23 protein-coding genes and 1 pseudogene are annotated in these 19,486 nt (G+C 41.0%); 2 read left to right on the forward strand and 22 right to left on the reverse strand.

The features are described 5' to 3' along the window. Window positions 1-457: 457 nt before the first annotated feature. The 13 genes from HUE98_RS10010 to HUE98_RS10070 form a co-directional block, all read right to left on the reverse strand. Window positions 458-922, reverse strand: a complete 465-nt coding sequence (locus HUE98_RS10010; protein WP_241420517.1) for a hypothetical protein — start codon at window positions 920-922, stop codon at window positions 458-460. Between the two features lie 141 nt (window positions 923-1,063). After that, the gene (locus HUE98_RS10015; RefSeq protein ID WP_241420518.1) at window positions 1,064-2,959 is read right to left on the reverse strand and encodes a phage tail protein; all 1,896 of its coding nucleotides are present in this window, start codon (window positions 2,957-2,959) and stop codon (window positions 1,064-1,066) included. After that, window positions 2,960-3,334 carry a hypothetical protein gene (locus tag HUE98_RS10020; RefSeq protein ID WP_241420519.1) on the reverse strand — a complete coding sequence of 125 codons (375 nt, stop codon included), beginning with the start codon at window positions 3,332-3,334 and terminating at the stop codon, window positions 2,960-2,962. A 10-nt stretch (window positions 3,335-3,344) separates the two neighbouring features. Next, on the reverse strand, window positions 3,345-3,914 hold the full coding sequence (locus HUE98_RS10025; protein ID WP_241420520.1) for a hypothetical protein: 570 nt from the start codon (window positions 3,912-3,914) through the stop codon (window positions 3,345-3,347). Then, a complete protein-coding gene (locus HUE98_RS10030; protein ID WP_241420521.1) occupies window positions 3,898-4,476 on the reverse strand; it encodes a hypothetical protein in 579 nt (192 codons plus the stop codon). The genes HUE98_RS10025 and HUE98_RS10030 overlap by 17 nt, the downstream gene beginning before the upstream one ends. 3 nt (window positions 4,477-4,479) lie before the next feature. Next, window positions 4,480-4,962, reverse strand: a complete 483-nt coding sequence (locus HUE98_RS10035; protein ID WP_241420522.1) for a phage terminase small subunit P27 family — start codon at window positions 4,960-4,962, stop codon at window positions 4,480-4,482. Between the two features lie 213 nt (window positions 4,963-5,175). Beyond that, window positions 5,176-5,361 carry an HNH endonuclease gene (locus HUE98_RS10040; RefSeq protein WP_241423537.1) on the reverse strand — a complete coding sequence of 62 codons (186 nt, stop codon included), beginning with the start codon at window positions 5,359-5,361 and terminating at the stop codon, window positions 5,176-5,178. Further along, a complete protein-coding gene (locus HUE98_RS10045) occupies window positions 5,307-5,450 on the reverse strand; it encodes a hypothetical protein (protein ID WP_241423602.1) in 144 nt (47 codons plus the stop codon). Before HUE98_RS10045 ends, HUE98_RS10040 begins: the two co-directional genes overlap by 55 nt. 81 nt (window positions 5,451-5,531) lie before the next feature. After that, the gene (locus HUE98_RS10050) at window positions 5,532-5,750 is read right to left on the reverse strand and encodes a cold-shock protein (RefSeq protein ID WP_241423538.1); all 219 of its coding nucleotides are present in this window, start codon (window positions 5,748-5,750) and stop codon (window positions 5,532-5,534) included. Next, a complete protein-coding gene (locus HUE98_RS10055) occupies window positions 5,747-5,908 on the reverse strand; it encodes a hypothetical protein (protein WP_241420523.1) in 162 nt (53 codons plus the stop codon). The genes HUE98_RS10050 and HUE98_RS10055 overlap by 4 nt, the downstream gene beginning before the upstream one ends. 65 nt (window positions 5,909-5,973) lie before the next feature. Next, window positions 5,974-6,162 carry a hypothetical protein gene (locus HUE98_RS10060; protein ID WP_241420524.1) on the reverse strand — a complete coding sequence of 63 codons (189 nt, stop codon included), beginning with the start codon at window positions 6,160-6,162 and terminating at the stop codon, window positions 5,974-5,976. Between the two features lie 211 nt (window positions 6,163-6,373). After that, on the reverse strand, window positions 6,374-7,105 hold the full coding sequence (locus tag HUE98_RS10065) for a hypothetical protein (RefSeq protein WP_241420525.1): 732 nt from the start codon (window positions 7,103-7,105) through the stop codon (window positions 6,374-6,376). Between the two features lie 124 nt (window positions 7,106-7,229). Next, on the reverse strand, window positions 7,230-7,415 hold the full coding sequence (locus tag HUE98_RS10070; protein ID WP_241420526.1) for an excisionase family DNA-binding protein: 186 nt from the start codon (window positions 7,413-7,415) through the stop codon (window positions 7,230-7,232). Between the two features lie 142 nt (window positions 7,416-7,557). Between HUE98_RS10070 and HUE98_RS10075 the strand changes: the two genes are divergently transcribed. Both HUE98_RS10075 and HUE98_RS10080 read left to right on the forward strand, forming a co-directional pair. Further along, complete coding sequence (locus HUE98_RS10075; RefSeq protein ID WP_241420527.1) at window positions 7,558-8,448, forward strand: hypothetical protein; 891 nt, start codon at window positions 7,558-7,560, stop codon at window positions 8,446-8,448. A gap of 19 nt (window positions 8,449-8,467) precedes the next feature. After that, window positions 8,468-9,850 carry a tyrosine-type recombinase/integrase gene (locus HUE98_RS10080; RefSeq protein ID WP_241420528.1) on the forward strand — a complete coding sequence of 461 codons (1,383 nt, stop codon included), beginning with the start codon at window positions 8,468-8,470 and terminating at the stop codon, window positions 9,848-9,850. Window positions 9,851-10,225: 375 nt separating this feature from the next. On the opposite strand, the gene HUE98_RS10085 is transcribed toward HUE98_RS10080, so the two are convergent. The 9 genes and pseudogenes from HUE98_RS10085 to asnB all read right to left on the reverse strand — a co-directional run bounded on the left by HUE98_RS10085 (window position 10,226) and on the right by asnB (window position 19,461). Beyond that, the gene (locus tag HUE98_RS10085) at window positions 10,226-10,741 is read right to left on the reverse strand and encodes a hypothetical protein (RefSeq protein ID WP_241420529.1); all 516 of its coding nucleotides are present in this window, start codon (window positions 10,739-10,741) and stop codon (window positions 10,226-10,228) included. Window positions 10,742-10,868: 127 nt separating this feature from the next. Further along, window positions 10,869-11,996, reverse strand: a complete 1,128-nt coding sequence (locus HUE98_RS10090) for a hypothetical protein (protein WP_241420530.1) — start codon at window positions 11,994-11,996, stop codon at window positions 10,869-10,871. Window positions 11,997-12,081: 85 nt separating this feature from the next. Beyond that, complete coding sequence (locus HUE98_RS10095) at window positions 12,082-13,227, reverse strand: mechanosensitive ion channel family protein (protein WP_241420531.1); 1,146 nt, start codon at window positions 13,225-13,227, stop codon at window positions 12,082-12,084. 67 nt (window positions 13,228-13,294) lie between these two features. Beyond that, window positions 13,295-14,518, reverse strand: coding sequence for a deoxyguanosinetriphosphate triphosphohydrolase family protein (locus HUE98_RS10100; RefSeq protein ID WP_241420532.1), 1,224 nt, complete (start codon window positions 14,516-14,518; stop codon window positions 13,295-13,297). Between the two features lie 176 nt (window positions 14,519-14,694). Further along, window positions 14,695-15,036, reverse strand: coding sequence for a zinc ribbon domain-containing protein (locus tag HUE98_RS10105; RefSeq protein ID WP_407080287.1), 342 nt, complete (start codon window positions 15,034-15,036; stop codon window positions 14,695-14,697). Window positions 15,037-15,060: 24 nt separating this feature from the next. Then, entirely contained in the window at window positions 15,061-15,990 is a 930-nt protein-coding gene (locus HUE98_RS10110) for an RNA-guided endonuclease InsQ/TnpB family protein (RefSeq protein ID WP_241420534.1), read from the reverse strand. A 4-nt stretch (window positions 15,991-15,994) separates the two neighbouring features. After that, window positions 15,995-16,398 (reverse strand): annotated as a pseudogene (gene tnpA, locus HUE98_RS10115) (IS200/IS605 family transposase). A gap of 163 nt (window positions 16,399-16,561) precedes the next feature. Next, window positions 16,562-17,479, reverse strand: coding sequence for a polysaccharide deacetylase family protein (locus tag HUE98_RS10120; protein ID WP_241420535.1), 918 nt, complete (start codon window positions 17,477-17,479; stop codon window positions 16,562-16,564). Between the two features lie 137 nt (window positions 17,480-17,616). Beyond that, window positions 17,617-19,461, reverse strand: a complete 1,845-nt coding sequence (gene asnB, locus HUE98_RS10125) for an asparagine synthase (glutamine-hydrolyzing) (RefSeq protein ID WP_241420536.1) — start codon at window positions 19,459-19,461, stop codon at window positions 17,617-17,619. Window positions 19,462-19,486: the final 25 nt, after the last annotated feature.

A 19,486-nucleotide genomic window follows, 5' to 3' on the forward strand; every position in this document is an offset into this window, starting at 1 on the left:
GTATTCAGGGGCTCTGCCCCCGAACCCCCGGAGTTTTTTCGCTTTGGTTCTCCCAGGGATAGAAAAGAAGACAACCAGGGTTTATTAAACGATTCCCCTGGCTATCCCTGGCAGAACTCTACAGGCCGCTCGTGTTGCTCTCCAGCAGAGCACTATTCTGCCTGTAGATAAGAGCCGTAAATAGTATTTCCAAAAGGAATCCATTTATTAACGAATCCAAAAATTACGAGTTTTGGGGCTAACCCAAATTTGACAACTCCACTTTCATAATAGCGTTTAAGTAGTATCTCATATTTTAATGAACGAATTTTGTACAAGCTGAAAGGTAATCAAATAAGGATTTATGGCATAGATGACTAGAGGTTTATCCCTTGCCAGCAAGGGTAAATGTATCACCAAATAAAAAAAAGGCCCTTCCTGGGCCTCCTGGGGGCTGCAACCGTGGTTAAAATTGATTCTAATACCCCAAATATGCCGCGAATGATTCCGCCAGGGGTTCAATAATACTTTTCTTTACCGTCTGTTTCAAACTTAAATATTCGTCCCTAGTGATTCCTAATTTTTGATAAGTCGCATATTCCGTTTCGCCGTCAATATATCTATGTTTTATTAATTCCCTTTCCTGTGGATCCGCTTTATTTAAAACATTGTCCATCAGGGCCAAAACTCTTTTTTCCCCTTCTACCATTCGAGTAAGTTCTTTTATGCGGCCTTCTTCAAACTTCATAACGGCCGATTCCGACACGCTCCGTCGTTCTCGATGTTTACCGCCGCCCACACCCACGGCCACCGGGGAAGAATACATAAGACTTAATTTTAGATCCTCCCTTTCCTGTTCCCAACGCTTCAACTGTTCACTTCTGAACACGTAACCCCTTAACATAGTTTCCGCCAACTCGTTAAAAGTATAATAACGCTGCATTTTCAGGATAGGAACGCCCTCCCGTTTTTCCTTTATTATACCATAAAGGACAGTAGGCCAAATAAAAAAAGGGCCTATAATGGCCCCCCATTGACCGCTGCCCTGACCTTTTCAGCGGTCAATCTTATCGCCTGCCAGTGTTCATCTGACCCCTCCCGGTCTGTTTCTACTGGCGGAACTTTTATATACGGCTCTGTCGATTTCTCGTTGGTAGCCTGGGTCATTGAACATGTTGAAAAGGAATGATTTCAGCTCGTGAGTGTTTAACCCCTCTGGCGTGTTTCGTAAGTCTATTTCATGGCGGACAGAAAGTGTCCCGCCAGAGGTTGCCCCTCCGGAAGTTGCGCCTGAGACAGCCAGGTTCATACCACCCATGGACATTTTTTCTATCGACTGCCCTATCATTCTTTGAGCGTTTCCAAGTCCTATCGACATGCCCTCGCCCATGTTTAAGCCGATTCCCTCGAATACTTTTGAGGGGGAGCGGATACCGAGAAAAGATTTTGCAGCGTTTACGGCGTTTTCGGCTACTCCCTTGATAGCACCACCCAAGTTCCCCGCCATGTTTTTTATGCCGTTTATTAACCCTTGTATAATGTCTTTGCCCCACTGGACAGCCTGGGCAGGCAATCCCTTAATATAGTTCCATGTTTGTTCTAGCTTTGCCCTAGCCTCGGTGTAAAGTTCTTGTGCCTTAGTTACAACGCCAGTTTTCAGAGCGGTCCAGGCGTTTATTGCGGCGGTTTTTATGTTTTCCATGGTCTGGCGGATAGAAGTCTGCATCTGTGTGAAGCGGTTTCTTACGTTGGTGTATAGTTCTATAATCTTCATACCAACGGAAGCGACAATCTCAATAAATCGCTGAATGATAGCCTGTTTTATTTCTTCTACCTTGTTTTTGGCGGTCTGAACCATATCAGAGAAACCTGTCTCAAAAAACTGTTTGATTTTGTCAATGTTTTCGTGCATACGTTCCCTGAGTTTTTCTGTCCGTTCTAAAATCCAGTTGACGAATGTGTCCCATAGGTTATTCAACCATGTGATAATCTCGTCCCAGTTTTTCCACAGGTAAATTGCAGCGGCAACCAGGGCAATTACCGCCACTACTACCAGCCCAATAGGCGATATAATCGCACCTATGGCCGTTATAAGAAGTGCAATAACGCCTAATACTGGACCCAATGCTACGGCTAACCCTACGGCCATGCCTATCATTTTTTGTGTTTCTGGATTAAGCTCTGCAAACCATTCAAACAGGCTTATTACCATTTGCACTAAGTTTTCCACGGCTGGCATAAGTTTGCCCTGTATTGCTTCTCTGTTTTCGCTAAATAGTTTAAAGAGAGGTTGTAAAGCCTGTCCCATTAGCAGGGATAAAGATTCTTTCAGATTGTCCCATTCTTTTCTAAACTCATTCATTTGCTCTAAATCTTCGGTGCTAAAGGGTATGTCTATTTCGGCCATTATCTGGTCAAGGTCTCTCCCGTCTGCTACTAAATCCCCAATGATAGGTAGCAAGTCCGGCATGCCCATTTGGTTTGCAAAGGCCCTGGCGTCGGCTTCTTCAAGCTCCGTCATAGTGCCAATTATTTTTCGCATCTGCTCGTCCGGCTCTAGCTTTTTAAAGTCCTCTACACTTATGTTCATGGTGTCAAACCCTTTTGCCAGACGAGGGGATAGCTCGTTCCCTCTTTCGAGCTGCTTGTTAAACGTTTGCACGGATTTGGTCACAATGTCCACATCAACCCCTGCATCCACGGCCATCTTCCTCCACTTCTGCATTTCATCAGTTGACAGACCGGTGATTGCAGAGGCATCTAAAAGCTCGTCCGCATAGGCTCCGTATTTGGTCATTAGCCCAACTACAGCACCCGCGGCAGCTAGAACGGGAACTGTAAAGTTTTTGCTCAATGATTTTCCTGCTGTTGCCACGGTGTCCCTTACGCCGTAAATCTTTTTCTGGAACCCAGCCATGCCCTGCTCAAATTGTTTTACATCCGCACTAATGCGAACCATTAATTCCGTAATTCCTGACAATTAAATTACCCCCTCCCTGTTGTGCCGTAACACTTCATCATAAAACCGATTAAGCCTATCTTCCACAACGGGCAGCAGGTCGGGGAGTGTTAACAAATAATTGCCGTCCCCGGTCCTAAGATATTTTTTTAGCTGCTTAACCAACGGTCCATAACTTTTTAAAAGTTTGGCAAACAACCAATGTATTTTTTTATAGGCTGGTGGTGGTGTTAGCATAGAAAAGTTTTTTTCTGCCGCCGCCAATTCATTAATAAACCTTTTGCACTCTACCGTTAACTTTTCAGAATCCCCGGCCTCCATTTGTTTCCCTAAATTCTCCACCAAGGGACCGACGGAATTTTTTATTTTATCAAACTTGGTTAAATAATCATTCATTTTATCACTCCTAAGGTGAAATTCTAACTTCAAGTATTTCATTTTTAGAATCAAGCCCCAACGCTCGCCTTAATTTTGAATTGTATTTGTCAATCTTGCTTCTAATCTCAAAAAGTTCCCGCCCGCATACTGGGACACCTTCTGGCTCCTCCCTCTTTTTTGGTTTTTGTGGTTTTTCACGCTTTAACACTTTTTCAGCGGCTGGCAAGTTATAACCTAAAATTCTGCTGGCTACCTCTTTTTCGTATTTTACGGCGTCATTTTCAACATCTGAATTTATGTCTCTATTGTATTGCCATATATGGCGGCCTTCGTGGGCTATGGTTTTAATTGTTTCTGAAAAGTGCAAACCTTCCCGGACCCACACCGTCCCAAATTCGTCACGTTCTGCACGCCCAGCTATCTGTCTGGACGCTTCAATGCTTTTCCGGTCCGGGTCCCCGCTATCGGCTTGCCTAAAAAAAACTATATTAATTTTTATTTGTAAATCTTTTTCAACAAAACGCTTGGCTTCCCATGCTATGCTCCGCTGAGAATTAGGCACTTCTTGAGTTAAAAGTTCCTCATATCTTATAACCAAACTGTTTCCACTCCCTTATTGCTATGCTTAAATTTGAATTAACATCGGATTCTGATCCCGGATCGTTAACGGGGCTTGGTGGGAGGATATGGCCCGTAACCCCAATGTCGTCTCTAACCGCCTCCCTGACAACTCTTTCTTCCTGGAAGGCCTTCGATAACTCCCGCATTGCCTGGACTATCCGCTTAACGGCGTTTTCGTGATCCTTTCGGCTGTCATTCTTCGCTATTTCAATAGCTTGTTGTCTCTCAATCTCCATTTCTGGCTTTACCCTTGCAAAAACCATTTCATACTTATTTTTTTTAGCAGTTAGAGTTTTTAGTTTATCCTTGGCCGCCGCTAATTCCTTGCCCGCTGCCTCTGCCTTACGCTTATGCCGGGGATCCCAAATTGATGAAATTTCCGCGTCAACGGATTCATCCTCAAGTTCGTTAATTTTTGGCTTTAGCGCATCCAATTCCTCCACCAGGGCAACAATTTCAGCTTCCAACTTTTCCACCTGCTTTAGCCGTTCCCCATATCCCGGGCTTCTCTCAATTAGTGAATATGAAAAGTTTATCATTTTTTAACACTCCCTTGTTTTTATACCGCTCAATAATTTTTCCATAGGTTCCTCTTTGCCTGGATCCTGCTGCACGTTCAGCCGTTCCCTGGAATGAGGAGATAAGCCGAATTCCTGGGCTTGGAGTCTGAACGCCTGCCTTGCTGCGTTTAAAACAGATGTTAAAGGATTCTTCACCGGCTCACCCTTGCGGCCTTCAATCAAAAGGCCATCCTCTTGTATTTTTACTTCACTCTGTCGAATAGTCTCGTAAGTCATGCAGAGATTCCCAAAGGCAGGTATATCCAACTCGGTAACAATGCCGCACCGTTCCAGCATCGGCCCGTAAGTTTCCCACAACTGCCGGGCAAATTTCGCCTCTTTAGGGAAGATTCCCCTTGGAGGCTTCACCGGAAATATAGGCGCTGGCTTCGGTGAATAATCCCCCACGGGCCGTCCTTCTAAAATTTTCAACTGTGAAGATTTCTTATTTTGACCGCCTCTCAAAAAATCACCCTCTTTTTAATTACTTTATCGTGCTAAAGACTAAAAACCCCTTCGCTTAAAAGATTCGCGTTCAGTTGCCACAATGAGTTTTTGGCCGTGTATGCGTAGAGAGTTAACCCCCTATACCCCCCAGGGTAAAATTCCCAGACTCGTACAGAAACCCACCAACCCGCCACATCGAGAACACCGCAGGGGCTATAGAGATGTATGTCCCTATACCCCCCTGCTCCTTCTCCGTCCTTCTGCTGCGTCCTGGATATCTTTCTTTTTCCTACACTCAGAACACAAGGCTTGCAGGTTGCTTCTGTCATGGGTTCCGCCCCATGCCCTGGGCAGAATATGGTCTACTGAATTAGCCGGGGAACCACACCACCGGCACACTTTTTCTTCTCGCAACACCTGCCGCCGTAATCGTTGCCCCTCTGGTGAGGCCCAAGGGGAATCTTTCCAGGTTCGTCCGTCCCATGGTTTTCTTTTGTGCTTCTCACATCTCCCCCCGGTATTAGGCATTATTAAGTTTGGGCAACCGGGCTGTGAACATGGGACCATCGGCCGTCGTATTGGGGCCATTAGATTCTCCCTTCCTCTAACATTTTTACATTAACCGCTTTTGGCCGTCCCTGCTCTACTTCCTCAATGTCAAATTCAACGTCGCGGCCTTCCAACAGCTCCTGGTAACCTTCCCCCTCTATGTTGGTGAAGTGCACAAAGTAATCATCGCCGTCCTGACCGGCAAGAAACCCGTAACCCTTATCAGATTTCCACGCTTTAACGTAACCCTGCATTATCTTCCCTCCTTTTTTTGTTTTTCCACTGTCCCCGGTCGCTTACCGAAACGGTAAGGATACAGCGCACAATCTTTAATCGGACATTCCCGCACCTCTGCAAAACTACCCCCACTACAATCAACACATTTTGCCCTTATTGACTTTATAGGTGTAAGCATACCTATCAACCCCCTTTGTTAAAAAATCTTTAGCTAGTTGCATACTTTTTAACATAGTATTGAATTTAAAATGACAGCCTGTCCCTTGTGGGAAGTTTCGGCTGATGTTCCCGCATTTTCCTTGACCGGGAGAAGGCCTTACCCCTTTTTATTGCCGCAATATAGATGTTTGGGTCCAGGCCGTTAAGTAATTCTCTCTCCGTCAAATACATTACCGCCTTACCACTCAATTTAATCTCGATAAACTTTGTCACTGTTTTACCTCCTGGTCCTTGATGTAGAAAAAGAGATACACCGCAGCCGGCAGGCTGCAGGGTCTTATAGCTTTTTTAACTCTTATAAGTCTTCTTATTTAGTGAGTATGCAAAACCCGGTAGATATCTATTGATTTCTGCATACATAACCTTGCATACATAACCTTGCATACATAACGTTGCCTACATAACCTTGCATACATAACGTTGCCTACATAACAGCTTTTTTCTTACGGGGCTTTTTTACGGCCTGTGTTTTTGCTACACTCACCCGGCGGCTGATGTCTTCCCGGTATTTGACGGCCTGCATTCTGTTATTTTCGCTATCCTCTGGATCGACGAACCCCCAATGTTTTAATATTTTTATTTTGTGGTAAACGTCTTCTATTACAAAGAGTGATTCATCACCGAAAAATTTAACTTCGTTAAGTTTAAGCACCGCAGCCGGGGATTCAGGCAATCCTGTTAATTCGCATAGTTCCCGCTTGCTGATGAAGAAGTCTTCATCCTCTCGGTATTTGGTGCTAAGGTAGCACACGTAAAAGAACGTTAATAATTCTTTATGGCCCATCGTCCCGCGTCTCATGTAGTAAAGAAGTGCCTCGAATGCGTACCGATGTATCGGGGAGAAAAATTCTCCTTTTTCTACCTGTGAGAATGCAACGTCAAAATATGTCGTTGCTACTGGCCGTTTTCCCTTCTCTAAAAATCCCGGCCTAGCCTTTGCCCATTCCAACCGTTGAAATTCTTTTCTCGCTCTCCTGATGGTATCTAAACTTGTTGAAATCGTAACGGCAGCCTCCAAATCTGATTTGTAAAATTTCCCCCGGAGGTTAAACTCTGATATGAGTAAAAAGAAGTATAACCTGTGGGCCGGGGATATTCTCTTAAAGATTTCATTTTCAGCAAGTCCTTTTGTAAAAGGAAAAAAACTTCCGCTCAACCCCTACACCCCCACCGAGGGCCAATAATTGCCATATAACTTGTTTTGTGGTAAAATATTGATAAGAAAAATCATAAGTTTTCTCCTTACCCCGGCCAGCCCCCCAGCTCCGGGATTTTTGTTTTTAAACATTTACTGACTTTTTTTCCTGCTCTGCCATCCACTGATCCAGGGTTTCCTTTCTGAAAAGAATTTTCCCACCTACCCGGAAATGAGGCAGCTCCCCGGCTTTTACCATCATGTAAACCTTCCACGTTGACGATAGCATATAACTGGCAGCATCCTTCACCGTCAAAACTTCCTTAACCATTTTTTTCATCCTTTCATAAATTTTAATGGATATTTTTAACTCGTTATGTTATTATTAGTATAGCATTGATTGTTGTGTTATTTCAATGATGTTTAACATAACATTAGCGTAACAATTACCGTAACAATAGGAGGACAACTATATGCAAGAATTGGTAAAATGGAAATGGGCTCAGCCCAAAGCTGATACTGTAAAAATTAAAGACAATCGTATTTTATGGGAAGGAGAATGGGAATCCAAATATTATCCCTTCGATTTTCCTAACATGCCTAATGCTCTTGCAAAGGTTGACAATGCAGAACAGGCTGTTGATTTCGTTAAAAGGTATGGTTTTTTGGGTTACTTCACTTTTGACGATGAAAAAACGGTAAGTCTTTTATCGGTAGGGGAGCCACTAGATTGGTTTATATGTCATGCCAAAACTGTTAAGCTTGTTCTTTATTTGATTGAAGCCATGCAAAACAAGAACGAAAAAATAATTAAATCAATAATTGATAGCTCAATTGTTGAAATAACTCGTAAAATGCTTTGGGAAGGAGCTCCCGAGATAAAAAAAACTGAAGCACAAAAGGCTTCTGAAAAAGTAAAAACCAAGGCTCACGTTATTGCCGAAGGTCCTAATATTTCATATACTGACGCATTTATTCAGACTCCAGAAATATTACTTGGGAGCCAAATTTTAAGCGACAATCCTCAAAATAAATATCAGATGATTGCAATATTAATGGTTAGTCACTTAATTGATGAAAACACAAAAAGAGTTAGGCGCACATTATTTTTAGGCGGAAAGAAATTGGATCGCTTTATGCAATCTTTTTATTCCCGTTCCTTAATAGAAGCTATATGGTATATGATCGGGGACGCTGCCCTTTTATCTCAGGAGAAAAACGGTAAAGGAATCCGAACTTGTAAAGAATGTGGCCTTCCCTTTATTGTTACTGATAAACGGCAGCAGTTTTGTCCGGGAGATGAATATTCAAAAGGCTCCTTGTGTGGAGCTAGATACAGAATGAGAAATTACCGTTCAAAATAATTCAAGGAGGTATTAAAAAATGGCCGGGAGTATAGAAAAACGGGGTAAAAATTCATGGAGGTTGACCGTAAGCTGTGGAATTGACAGCAAGGGAAAACAGATTAAAAAAACCCGCACAATTAAAACAAATGCAAAGTCAGATAGTGCTTCCAGGAAAGAAGCTGAAAAGGCTTTGGATTTGTTTGTGGCTGAAGTGGAAGCAGGTATCACCGGGACCGGAAGAATGAGTTTTAAAGAGTTTTGCGAAAAATGGTTAAAAGAATATGCGGAAATTGAACTTGCCCCTAAAACCATTCACCGATATAAGGATATTCTTGAAACCCGTATAATACCTGCCCTTGGACATCACAAAGTTGAACATATTAAGCCTATGCACTTATTAGAGTTTTATAATACCCTTAGAAAGGAAGGCACAAGGCTTAATGGGAAATATCTTGCACAACCATATTTACAGGAATTGCTTATAAAAGATAATATAGACTTAAAAGAACTAGCTGAGCAGTCAAGCATTGACAGAAGGACACTAACAAGGGTGCTTAATGGTAAACCGGTTTCCCACGGGACCGCATTGGCCGTAAGTAAAACCCTGGGGGTGGAGAAAGATAAATTGTTTGCGCCAAAAGGTGAAAACGGAGGGTTATCAGAGAGAACTATTCTTCATCATCACCGTTTAATATCCTCTATCCTTACAACTGCTGTACAATGGCAGATCGTAATGACAAACCCTGCGGCAAGGGTAAAGGCCCCCAGGGTTAAGAAAAAAGAAGCCGGACACTTTGACGAAGAAGCAACTGCGAAAGTATTAAAGACCCTAGAGGAAGAACCTTTTAAATACCGGGGCGCCGTATTACTGGCCTTGGCTTCCGGTTGCAGGAGAGGGGAAATAATGGGCCTTGAATGGCAGGACGTTAATTTTGAGGAAAATACCATCACCATAAAACAAGCCGCACAATATATACCCGGTCAAGGGAGTTTTACAAAGTCCCCCAAAAATGAATCTTCTGAACGAGTTATATCAATTCCCGCTTCTGTTATGGCCCTCTTGAAGAAATATAAGGTCCACCAAAACGAAGAAAGAATGAAACTTGGGGACATATGGCAGGGTTCAGAGAGGCTTTTTACTACCTGGAATGGACAAGCTATGCACCCCGACACCCTTTCAAATTGGTTTCCAAAGTTCTTAAAACGTCATAACCTGCCCCACCTAAATTTCCACGGTTTAAGACATACAGCTGCAACCCTTTTAATTGGACAAGGCCTGGACATTGTAGCATTAAGTAGCCGCCTGGGACACTCTGACAGGTCAACCACAATTAATATTTACACCCACGCTTTGAAACGAACAGATAAAGAAGCGGCTGACAAAATGGAAGTATTTTTCTCAAAAGAGGCGGCAACATAATTGGGGATAAATTGGGGATACAAGAAACTAAAAAATGCACAAAATAACCTAATTATTTACAACACTAAAAATAAAAAAGACCTATCTTCCGGGCTTTTCAGCACATTACTATAATTAACAAATACCCTCTTATCTAACTCCAAAACCGTTGGTTGCAGGTTCGAGCCCTGTCACCCCTGCCATAAGATTAAAGTAACCACGGAGATTCCGTGGTTTTTTGTTTTTCTAAAATTTTATAAATTAGTAGAATTGAGAAAAATTGGTGATAGTTGTTTGCCGAAATCATTTTTTTAACAGAATATTTATTGCTGTCACCTAAAGGGTGCAGATAAAAAATCAAAATCCAGTGGGACAAGGTTATTGTCCCACTGGATTTTATTTAAGAGCTTCTTCTAATGTGGTTACTATCTCCTGCAGAAGTTCTACTATTTCTTCCAAGATTTCTATCATGCGATAAAGGTCTGTAGTTTTTTGGTATTCATCATCAAGAACACTCATTCGCTCAGCTTTTTTCTCAAACGTTTCATAAATGGTCATGTATGTATCATAATCAGCTTTATTTTCTAGTTGAGCCAGTAAATCTTCACTTTCTACCTTAAGGGCTTCAGATTTATTATCCAGTTCATATAACTTTGAAAATAATTCTTCTTCTATCTCTTCGACCCTCTGCTGTAAATAATCATCCATCTGATTTACAGAGTAACGGCTGGAATACTGATTATAAAGCTCCTCAAAAATAGCATCAACGTCTCCACCCCTCCAAGACTGTTCAATAGCCTTATCCACTGATGCGTGAAATTCTTCATCAGTATTGATATCATTGGCCCCACAGCCCGTCAATACTACAGTAACCATTAAAACACAGATTATCATTAACCATTTCTTCTTCATTATTCCCCTCCTTATCACTAAATTATTATAACTATAATTTTAATCTACTGTCAAGAATTTTACCGAATATTGCCTAAATATGACTAAAGAACCATTTTCAATCTATAAATTGAGGGATTAATAATGCTCAAGGCAGACGGTTAACAGGAGATTCAATGGGATTTGATTGAACTGCACCGAAAAATCCTATGGTCTCAGCTGACAATTGCGTCATTCTTTCGTAGAATCCTGGCATATCGGAGCGTTCAAACAATTTAACCTGTTTACTGCCACCCATGGTAATAGTTCCATTATCATTGACAGTAATACCGGTATCAATAAAGTGGAAGGGATAATCTAACTGAGGCCGATGAATGGCCCGAAAAATTCCTACTCCAAACAACGACCTTTTATTTTTTTGAAGCGTATTCCAATCATATAAGCTGCCATCTGAAAGCTCTGAACTTTTTGCTTCCACAAACAACTCCCCTACCTGCTGGCTGGCCTCACTGAGAAGTTCCCCATATTGCGATAAATGATAACTGCCGTGTACCATGTTCTTACCATCTGAATGACTTCCTACCAGCCCTCCATCATAACAAGGGATCCAAACAATGGGAAGTTCTGAGGCCATAATACCGGCAAAAGCATATGGATCCATAGCAACGTTATATTCTAACCCTTGAGGATGATAGTCCCTGCCATCCCTGTGTCCTCTCTCAGGATTCTCCTGAGCATCCCCGGCAAATACCCAAACCTCTTTGATTTTAGACCGGCAGAGTTCCGGATCCTGCAAATATGCCTGCCACAGATCTGTTAAACTGCCCACCATAACAACAGTAGCTGGACCGGGGGAATTGTAAAGTCCCTCTAAAAGAGCAGTATGGCTAACGCCTGATGGAACACCGGCTCCGGTAATCTGGTTCAAACGTTCCACTAACACTTTGCCCGGTCTATGTTCCTGTTCTTCCGTTCTATCCAGCACAACCATTCTCAAAGTTATCTCATTCTTACAATGCAGTCCGAACATACACAATAAATCAAAAAAATCGTCAAAATCTCCGCTGATTGCCTGCCTGCGGGTACAGTACCTAGGATAATACAGATCTGTACTTAAAATAACATCATTCCCTGTTCCCTCCACCGAGGGTTTTTCCGGCATCCTCTGTTCTTCCTCCTGAACAAATTCATAAAAAGGAGAACATCCAAAAAAACTAAAACCTACAGTGGAAATAAAACCAATTTCAATAAACCTTCGTCTGCTTATTTTTACCATACTTCCTCCTAACGATTTAAAATTAACCTGCACACAAAATCACTGAAAGTCTCTTATTAATTGTTGAATTTCATTATAATTATAGCTATTCTCCCTGTCCTTGTTTTTCCTGTTGATGATACTCAGGTAGGTTCTCAAGGTATAAGCTTCTGCTGGGAAAGGCTATAGACACTCGTTGGTCCTCCAATATTTTCATAATATTTAAGTTTATTTCTTCTTTAACCTTCATATGAGCTCCCCACTGGATAGTAATGGTAAAATAATAAATGAATATATCCAGACTGCTGTCATTAAACGAATCGAACTTAACAAATATAACCTCCTTATGGACATCAGGATGGTTCTCCAACATCTTCCTGATTTCCTCCACACACTTTTTCAACTGATCCCGAGAAGTATCATATGTAACTCCCAAATTAAAGGAAACCCTGCGTTTTCCCATCTTTGACCAGTTAGTTATGGGTTCTTTAGCCAGAGTAGAGTTGGGAACAGAAACCAGTGAGTTGGCGAAAGTTCGAATTCGAGTACTTCGAAAGCTAATATCTTCTACCGTTCCCTCCACACTGGGGCTGAGAATCCAGTCCCCTATGTCAAAGGGCTTGTCGGTTATAATAACAATTCCTCCAAATATATTGGCGGCAGTATCCTGAGCCGCCAGGGCAAAGGCCAGGCCTCCCAACCCCAGGCCTGCAATAATTCCAGTCACGTCATAACCCCATTCACTGGCCACCAGGCTGAAAGCCAGGAAGATGATTAAGAATCTTAATATCTTGCTGATGAAAGGAATGAGTATATCATCCATCTTATCATCTATTTTACTGTTAATAACTTCAAACAAGCAGGGGCCGGCAATATTGTAAAGGCCCCAGGCAATGAGCACAATAATGGAAGCTCGAAAGGTTTGGGTCACTAAATCTTGAAAAAATTCGCCCAGGGGCAGTACCAGCAGAGCAAAATACAAACCTAATACGACAAACCAATTTCTGAGTGGCTGCTCAATACAATTGAGGATGTTTACCTTGGGATCCAGTCCTCTTCTTTGTAATAATTTCGTGATTCCCCGGAACACATACAGAGTAAAGGTTTTTCGCAACAGCAGAAATAAAAGGAAAACCAGCAGGGCTGTTCCTCCATATTTTCCCATATCCCACCAAAACCTCTGATGGGAGAGGGTAGAAAAAACCGTTTCTACCCATTGGTTTATTTCAAGTACCTCTAATATTTCCTGCATAATCTCTCCTTTCAACTCAGAACAGCAATCTTCTTCTATGGAAGATTAATTATTTACAGAAGGTAAACTAAAATCTGGTAAGCTCTTTAAATATTTTTATTGCAAAGTGATCGGTCATTCCTGAAATAAAATCAATAATACATAATAAGTAATCTTTTTCCTCTCCCAAATCATAAATTACAATATTTTGGTATTTACTTGGCCTGGGACAACCTTCAATCCGTGAATATTTAACAATCCATTTTTTAAACTCTTTTACCAAACTTGGATAAATAAGCTGATATTCATCTATTATAGTTAATGTTTTTTTCTGATTATAAAAACCCTTTAAAGCTTCAAAAATAGATTGTAATATTAATTCGGCATAATCACGAAAATAGGAGAGCCTTTGATGATAATAAATATTTTTAAAGCTAAATTGTTTTAAATGCTTCATTAATTCTAAATATTCATGGGAAAACCTGATACCCTCTTGGGGATTGCTGTAACTGCATAAATTGATCATAAAGTTATGCATCAGCACAGTATTATTAATAGATTTAATATGCACATCTAGAGATTCCTTCAAAATGCTTTTTAATTCCCGTATTTCATTAATATTTAAGATGTTCAATTCCAAAGCATCTTCAATATCTCTCCCCAGAAAGGCAATTTTATCGGCAATTTTTACGATACATCCTTCCCAGGTATAGGGGGGAAGCTGACTGGGTTCCTCCAGCCTTTCTAGATTTAAAACTTCCTCCCGAGGAAAAATAACGTTATCGTCTACCTCTCCACAATGAAGAATGATACCATCTCGAACCCCATAAGTAAGGTTTAAATTATATTCCCTGGCCCTATCATCCTGCAGCGTTTCCAGCAAATCTACAAACCGTAAGCTATTTTTCTCATGCCAGAACTTTACATTCATCTCTTCTTCTGCTATTTTATCTATTATTTCTTCCCCAGCATGTCCAAAGGGTGCGTGTCCCAAATCATGCCCCAGAGCAATAGCATTGGTAAGCTGTGAATTTAAGCCCAGATAGTTGGCTAGTGAATAACTCACTGAAGCTACATGGTTTACATGTTCAATTCTTGTACAAATATGGTCATTTTCAGTGGCAAAAAAAACTTGAGTCTTATGTTTTAACCTTCTGTATGCAGTACAATGCAGGATTCTATTATAATCCCGGATAAAGTCATTTCTAATATCATCTTCCCGATGATACAGCTTATTTTTCCTGATTATAGAATTTTCCCACTTGGGATTTCCCTCAAAAACAGCAGCATTTTTAAACTTTTTTTTCACCATTAATTAGCTCCTCACAGATGGTATAAGTTATAACTTCTCTGAAGAATGAATCATTTCCTTTGTGTTTTTTGTAGAAATTAGCTTACTCTTCTTAAATAAAAAGGCCTGAATTCAATGAAAACAGGCCATATTAATTATATTCTATTTCACTTATTTTTAGACCTTCAGTGACATCCTCACGGGGTCAATAGACCCCGTGCATCCTGGTAGTTCAGGATGACAGATCGACTTTCGATCCTTTGGTTTGCGCCAGTTACAGGGTTAAAACGATAACTGACGATACTGAGCACTTCGCCCAGGCCATGCCACATGGCATAATTATCGTTTTTTAAAAAATTAAGCACCGAGTTAATATCACGTTCCACCTTAAAGCCACACTTTGGACAAAGGTAAACCCTTTTGTTTGGTGGCATCTGCTGTTGGCTGCCGCAACCGGAACAGGTCCTGGTTGTACCCCTCTCATCGAATTCTTCGACCTGCTGAGCGTTCATAATGGCTTTGTAACACAGGTATCCGATGAGTTTCTTGACAGGGTTGTTATTTTAAACCTGACAGTTGATGCGCTTGTCTACGATAACGATGCCCGTAGCAGCAAGGGTCTGCCCTTTGTTCCAGTTACCTATCTTAAAGTTTGTATCCGGGTGGTCTTTTAATATCTGGTTAGCCAGTTTGTGCAGGTAGTGTTTGGTCTGGGTGCGTATTTTGCGGTACAAGCCGCTGATTTTCTTGTTCAGCCTGCGCCAACGCCCGGAGTGTTTCTGTTTTTTATCTCTTAGAGACTTTAGGTGATCGATTAGCAGGTAATGCTTTAAGTTTAGCTCTCTTAAGGGGTTGATGTCATACTCTACAACTGAATAATCTGTCTTTATACCGGTCAATGTCATCTTGCAACCTGGGTCAAAATAGATAGTATGGGCATTGACCCGTTTTTCGGGCAGCTGGACATGACGATTCAGCGATACGTACCATTTCTTGTCCCGCTGGTCATAAGAAACAACAACATTCTTGACCGCCTGGAAATCATACTCCGGTTGTGGTAATTTAATCTCGATCCAACTGGATTTATTCTTACCGTAGGCCAGGCGCAAGATGCCGCAGTGGATTTCAAAGGAAACACCCTGCTGTGGGTATTTCTGGGTGAAGAAATATTTGTATGATTTGAACCTCGGAGGCTTAACACATGGATCACCTTTTTTATGCTTGGTGAAATACATCTGCCAGCTGGCATTGAGGGATTTGACTACTTCCTGTAAAACCTGGGAAGAGGGCACTTTCAATGCAGGGTGTTGTTGTTTTAGCAGTGGAAGCTGTTTTTTCTGATGATAGTAGTTGGTTTTCTTATCCCTATCATAACGCACTCCGTTCAATCGGTTCCAGACGTCTTTGCAAGCATAAGAAACCGCCCAAAGTTTGTCTATAGCTTTTTTGTTCGGGGTAATGCGTATTTTGTCAGATAGGTAAAAGGCACTCACTATTTCACCTGCTTTTTTGATTTTCAATATATCTTTGGATAGTTTCCTGTGTAATACATCCTGCAGTTCCATAATACGTTGATGGGTTCCATATTTGATTTTTCCAATATACTTTCCTTAACTCAAGGGAACTGTATGAAAAGCTTCCTGCCAGAAATTCCTTTTAGTTTTTTTACAATATCTCCAGGCGCTTTTTTGGGATGTGCAGTCACAAAAAGATGTACATGATCCGGCATATTTCCATGTTGGCTATTTGAAACTCAAACTCATCAGCGATTTCATAAAATAGCTGATGACAGTAATCGGCTATTTACCGGTTAAGATCTTTTTACGGTATTTAGTTGACCAAACAATATGATACCAGATGTTGTAAACGCATGTCCTGGAACGTATGTTCTCCCTACAAATAGTATAGCATGCTCATGATGCAAATGCAAGTGTTGTATCCATTCATTTTGCGACATATAGTAGCTTTTCCGGCTTTCATCTCGGGGTCAATAGACCCCAAGGATTCCCGCCGGTATTTTCTAAAAAAAGTCCATAGATCCTAATTTTTCTGGCTTTACTAAAACTAATAATTTTTATAGGCAGGAACGCCCAATAGTTCATCTACAGTAACAAAAGAATATCCTAACATTCTAAGAGTTTCAATCAGCTCCGGTAGAGCTTCAACGGTTGCAGCCATACTTTGACCTTCTCCTCCTGCAGAATGGAAAAGTAGAATGGATTCAGCTCTAACGTCAGGCAGAGTATTTTTTAATATTTGCTCTACATTTCGGTCCCGCCAATCCACAGAGTCAACAGACCAGTTAATTACCTTATAATTCATTTCTTTCACCTCTTCTAAAACAGGTAAGCTTATCAAGCCGTATGGAGGACGGATTAAAGCCGTTCTCAGACCGGTGATTTTATGAAGCACTTCCTCTGTCCTTAAAATTTCGGTAATTAAACGCTCTGTAGATATCTTTCGTAAATCAGGATGAGACCAGGAGTGGTTCCCCACCACATGTCCTTCTTCGATAATTCTCTCTACGACTTCAGGATATCTTTCTGCTCTGTTTCCAATTAAGAAAAATGTTGCAGGAACCTGAAAATCCTCCAGCACATCCAATACCTGCGCAGTATATTTTTCATCGGGTCCGTCATCAAAAGTCAAAGCTATTCTATTGGTATGGGATGCTCCTCTAAAATAAAATGTCCCTTGAAACATTCTGGCCAATTGAGAAACGGTGTAGTCCGGCGGTTGGAGAGATAATGACACCTGAGGAATTGTAAGAGCCTGTCCAACATAAATAATATCTGGATTTTGTAAATTATTTAGATTGATGATTTCCTCCATAGTAACTTGATACCTTTGTGCTATTATGTATAAACTTTCGTCCTGTGCAACCTGGTGTAACTGCTGCACCTGGTTAGCATGAGATATTTGAGGCATAAGAAACAGCGAAAATAAAAATATTATTACCAATAATTGAAAATATCTTTTCATAATGGCTTGCTCCTCCCTTTATTAAGAAAATTTAACTTAATTTAAGTATTATCATAAATGAATATAGCCATTACTTCTACAAGTAATGGCTGGGGGAACTGCCACTTATTTGACCATCCTCTAAAAAAAGTAACTGCTTAAAAACCCTTCCTTTTTATATAAATATCATGCCACAGCAGGAAGATAATTATGGTCCATAGTTTTCGACTGTTATCTGCCTTTCCCTCTAGATGGTCCTTAAACATTTTCTCTACTACCGGGTAATTAAAGTATTCCGGAGTAAAGCTATTCTTCAATATGTTTATGACCGGTTCTTTCAGCTGGTTACACAGCCACTTTCGTGTAGGTACCGGAAATCCTCTTTTGGGACGGTTAGTTATCTCCGGAGGTAAAATATCTTTGAAGGACTGCCGAAGAGCATGTTTGGTCATTTTTCCTTTAATCTTAAATTCTGTAGGGATGGTAGCGGCAAATTCAAAAACTTTGTGATCCAAAAAAGGTACCCTCAGTTCAATAGAATTTGCCATGGTCATTTTATCCGCTTTGGAAAGAATGTCCCCGGTCATCCAGGTATGAAAGTCAACATACTGCATCTGTACCACTTCGTCCTGGGTTAAAACCTGGTTAAAGTAGCGTTTTGTCACCTCTTTATAAGAATGAAAGGGAATATCTTCTTGTAATACCTTCTTTTTCAAATGATCGTCAAAAATAAAAGCGTTCCCTACGTAACGATCTTCTAGTTTGGTTCTGGCTCTCCGAACATAATTCTGCCCGGGGGTTCCCTCAGGGAGAAGTTCGGTAAAAAAGCTGAATATTTTTTGTGCAGCTTCAGGGAGATTTCTAAAATAGTCTAAAGACTGAGCTCCTCGATAAATGCCATAGCCTCCGAAAACTTCATCCGCTCCCTCTCCGGACAGAGTAACCGTAATTTTTTCACTGGCCATTCTAGCCACAAAGAACAGGGAAATGGCCGAAGGGTCAGCCACAGGTTCATCAAAATGCCAGATTAATTTACGGAGATTTTCAATAAAATCCTCCGGCGTAATTTTATATTCATGGTGAACTGTATTTAAAATCTTAGCTGTTTGCCTGGCATCCTCCAGTTCACTATAATCCTTTTCTTCATATCCTACACTAAAAGTGGATATCTGTTTGATTTCGCTCAAAAGTGCTGTGATTAATGAAGAATCAATGCCACTGCTTAAAAATGCCCCCCAAGGCACATCACTCTGGGTGTGCAGATGAACAGATTCCCTTAATGTTTCCCGGATCCCCTCTACAAAATGAGATAGAGGCTTATTTTGGGGATTAAACTCTAATTCCCAGTATTTTTGAATTTTTAATTCATTGTTTTTTAAAACAAAGAAGCTGGCCGGGGGCAGTTTCTTTATCCCTTTTAAAATGGTCTGGGGCTCGGGAACATACTGGAAAGTTAAATAATGCACCAGGGATTCCTGGTTTACCTCTCTCTTGATTTCATCTAAAGCAAGGATTGACTTCATTTCAGAAGCCAAAACAAATTGATCTGGGCTGTCGTAATAATATAAGGGTTTTATTCCAAAACGGTCCCTGGCTCCAAAAAGAATTTGCTTTTTTTTGTCCCACAGTACAAAACCGTACATCCCTCTTAATTTCTTAACGCATTGGGTTCCTTCTTCTTCGTATAGATGAACAATTACCTCCACATCATTAGTGCTTCTAAATTTATGCCCCTTCTTTATTAACTCTTCCCTAAGGGTCAAGTAATTGTAAATTTCACCGTTGCAGATTAAAACGATATCTCCCGTTTCATTTTTCATAGGCTGATTTCCAGTAAAAAGGTCAATAATTTTTAACCGGCGAAAACCTAATCCTATATTATGATTTATGTAACTTCCCTCTTCATCCGGACCCCGATGCACTATTACTTTTTTCATATTTTCTATCTTTTCATGGCTTACCGGTTCTCCGGATTTATTAAATATTCCACATATGCCGCACAAATATCCTTACACCTCCTGAATATCC

The sequence above is a fragment of the Candidatus Contubernalis alkalaceticus genome, assembly GCF_022558445.1.
GTDB lineage: Bacteria > Bacillota > Dethiobacteria > SKNC01 > SKNC01 > Contubernalis > Contubernalis alkaliaceticus.